2 protein-coding genes and 1 pseudogene are annotated in these 2,991 nt (G+C 72.4%); 2 read left to right on the forward strand and 1 reads right to left on the reverse strand.

Features of this window, described 5'->3' with window-relative positions:
• Positions 1 to 109 (forward strand): annotated as a pseudogene (locus F8279_RS29475) (IS5/IS1182 family transposase); the annotation flags it as partial.
• A gap of 91 nt (positions 110 to 200) precedes the next feature.
• Positions 201 to 836, forward strand: coding sequence for a hypothetical protein (locus F8279_RS30760; protein ID WP_225853456.1), 636 nt, complete (start codon positions 201 to 203; stop codon positions 834 to 836).
• A 40-nt stretch (positions 837 to 876) separates the two neighbouring features.
• On the opposite strand, the gene F8279_RS29485 is transcribed toward F8279_RS30760, so the two are convergent.
• On the reverse strand, positions 877 to 2,523 hold the full coding sequence (locus F8279_RS29485; protein WP_091417139.1) for a right-handed parallel beta-helix repeat-containing protein: 1,647 nt from the start codon (positions 2,521 to 2,523) through the stop codon (positions 877 to 879).
• Positions 2,524 to 2,991: the final 468 nt, after the last annotated feature.

The following is a 2,991-nucleotide window of genomic DNA, read 5'->3' on the forward strand; positions in this document are numbered from 1 at the left end:
CTTCAACCGGCTCAAGCAGTGGCGTGACCTGGCAACGCGATACGCCAAACGCGCATCCCTCTACCGAGCCGGCCTCGTCCTGATCGCTGCCGTCATCTGGCTCCCATGATCGACAGGACACGCCCTAGCCCCGCATTCCGCCGGTGCGGAAAAGTCGGCCCCGTTGTGGCTCGCTGGGGGCGGTGGTCGAGGGGGCGCAGGTGGACATGGCGTATGCGCGGGACGTGGCCCGGAAGGCGGCGGCGGAGTCGCTCCGGCAGATCGTGGACGATCATCGCGTGGCCGGCCGGCTCCGGGGGCACGAGCCGGCCCTGAGCGTCGCGGTGCGGGAGACGCTGCAGGAGGCGCTGGCGCATCCGTCCCGCGCGGACGGCCATGCGCTGCGCGACTTCTGCCAGCGGCGGGGATGGACCCTTGACGAGTTCGACGCGTTGGGGCATCACCTGCTGACCGCCGTGCTGGCCCAGCGGGTGGGGGTGGAGGCACTGGTCCGGGTCGGCGCGGCGCTGACCCGTGTCCGCCAGCGCCTCGCAGGGCCGGCGCCCGGCGCCGGACGGCCGCGCCCGGACCGGCGTGGCCGCAACAGCGCGTCCCGCCACTACGCCCCGCCCGCACATCTGCCGCTGCCGCCGAGCTGGCGGTGCAGCGGCTGCGCCGCCGCCTGGCCGTGTCCCACGAAGCAGAGTCAGCTGCTCGTCGAGTTCGGTGGTACGACCGCCGGGCTCGCCGTCTATCTCGGCGCCTGTCTCGTCGCCGCCACCAAGGACCTTCCGGCCCTGCCACCCGCCCAGGCCAGGGCTCGCTTCCTGGGTTGGCTGCCGCGCCGGCGGTTCTGACCCGGGCGCCGGTCGCGCCCGCCGCCCCACACCAGGGCGGTCACTGGTCGCCGTGGTTGCCCTCCCAGTGCCCGCCGAGGGCGGGGGTGTCGGCGCGGATCGCGGTGTGGTTGCCGTCGAGGTCGTTCTCGACCACCCGGCAGTTCAGGCAACTGCCGCGCTCGGTGATCCAGATGCCGGCGGTCTGCGTGCCGGAGCCGCTGTCCCGGATCAGGTTGCCGCGCACGGTGACCGAGTCGCAGGTGGCGTTCAGCGTGACACCCGCCCGGTTCGGCGGCGGGTCCGGCAGCTCGTACGGCGTACCGGGCGACGGGATGTCGGCACTCCAGGAGCTGTCGATGCCCGGGCGGTTCGGCGCGAGCACGAGCGTCGTCTCGTCGTTGCTGGCGACCACCGCGAAGCGCCGGCCGACTCGCAGGCGCTTGCCCCGGTGCCCGTCCCGCGGCCAGCGGGCACGCTGGTCGACGAGCGTGGTCTCGGTGTAGCGGACCGACTCGCCGCCGCCGGTGGCGGCCGGGGCGCACTGGCGGCCGTTGTTGCGGATCCGGTTGTTGATGATCACCGCGTCCCGCAGTGGGCGGTCGGAGCGGATTCCGTCGAGGCTGTTGCCCCAGATGTCGTTGCTCTCGATGACGATCTCCTCGGCGGTGGCCCGGTTGCCCTCGCCGAGATCCTGGTGGTGGTAGCCGTAGCGGCCGTTGCCGGTGATCCGGTTGCCCCGCACCGTGTAGGGGCCCCGGGTGTTGCCGATGTTCACCCCGTCGCGGAGGTTGCCGTCGATCAGGCAGTCGGTGAGCAGGCCGCCGCGCCCGGGAACGCCGGTGGTGCCCTTCGCCGAGACCTGGAAGCCGGCCTCCAGGTTGCCGACCATCGTGCAGCCGGTGACGATCAGACCGTCGGCGCCCCAGTCGGAGATGCCGAACCGGTTGCCCTCGGCGTGGCAGCCGATGATCCGGATGCCCCGGGGCTGCGGCCGGCCCGCGTACTGCATCTCGACGAAGATCCCGTTGGTGGCGTTGCCGACGGCCGTGCAGTCGGCGATGGTCAGCCGCTCGACCGGCCCCCACCCGCCGATGCCGATGCCGATGCCCGCGCCGCCCATCTCCAGGCCGTCGTCCATCCGTCCGCACTCCAGCACCCGGACGTTGTCGACCACCGTGTCCTGGAGGAAGTCGCAGCCGAACCCGGTGGCGGCGGTGTGGTGGATGAACAGGTTGCGGAAGACGCCCCCGGTCACGTACTGCAACCCCAGCCCTTTGGCCAGCGGGTTGTAGTCGGCCGACGCGACCCCGGAACCGTCGATCTCGAAGTCGGCGAACGTGCAGTAGGCCAGGTGCCGGTCCGGGCTCGCCCCGTGCTGCTCGGCGGTGTGGAACGCCAGCGGAACCGGCTGCGCCCGGTTGCCCTCGTTGCTCAGCACGAACCGGGTCGCACCCGGCCCGGCGCCCACCAGCGACACCCCGCTGCGCCAGACGGTGGCGGCGTCGCGGACGGCGTACACCCCGGGCGGGCAGTAGACCACCCTGGCCCGGCCGTCGGCGTCGTACGCGTCGCCGAGCCGGTCGACGAGCGCCGCCAGGGCCGGCTGGTCGTTGGTCACCCCGTCACCGGTCAGGCCGTGCTCCCGGGCGTCACACAGCAGCGGCGCGCCGGCCACGGCGTGCCGGCGGACACCGGCTGCGGTCACGGCATCTCCCTCGGGCCAGGACGGCGCGCACGGGCACGGCGTGTGAGCCGTCCGTGAGCGGGATCTACCGACACGGTACGTGCCGGCGGCCCCCGGCAGGCCCGGATCGGCTCAGGTCGGAGTCGCCGGCCCGCAAACGTTGGAAAATCTGCTCGGAAGTTGCGGTCATCCCGCAAGGCGGTTCACCGTGTCCCGAGCAGCGGGAACTGCGACCGACCCTGGTCCACCGGGTCCAGCATGGATCGCCGCTGGTGGCCGCGAACGCGGACCGCTTCGTATTGCCTGCTGGTTTCGAAAACTTTGCCGCAAGCTCTTGCAAAGACTTTCATGGATGGCGCATCGTGTTCGTCACCCGGGACGGCCGCCCCACCCCCGCTCACCCTTTCGAACCCACGGAAGAGGTCCCCCAAACATGCAATCCACCAGGCCACACCCCCGTGGCCGCGCCGGTCGCCTGCTGCTCGCCGC

Source organism: Micromonospora sp. AMSO1212t, assembly GCF_008868145.1.
In the GTDB taxonomy this organism is placed as follows: domain Bacteria; phylum Actinomycetota; class Actinomycetes; order Mycobacteriales; family Micromonosporaceae; genus Micromonospora; species Micromonospora tulbaghiae.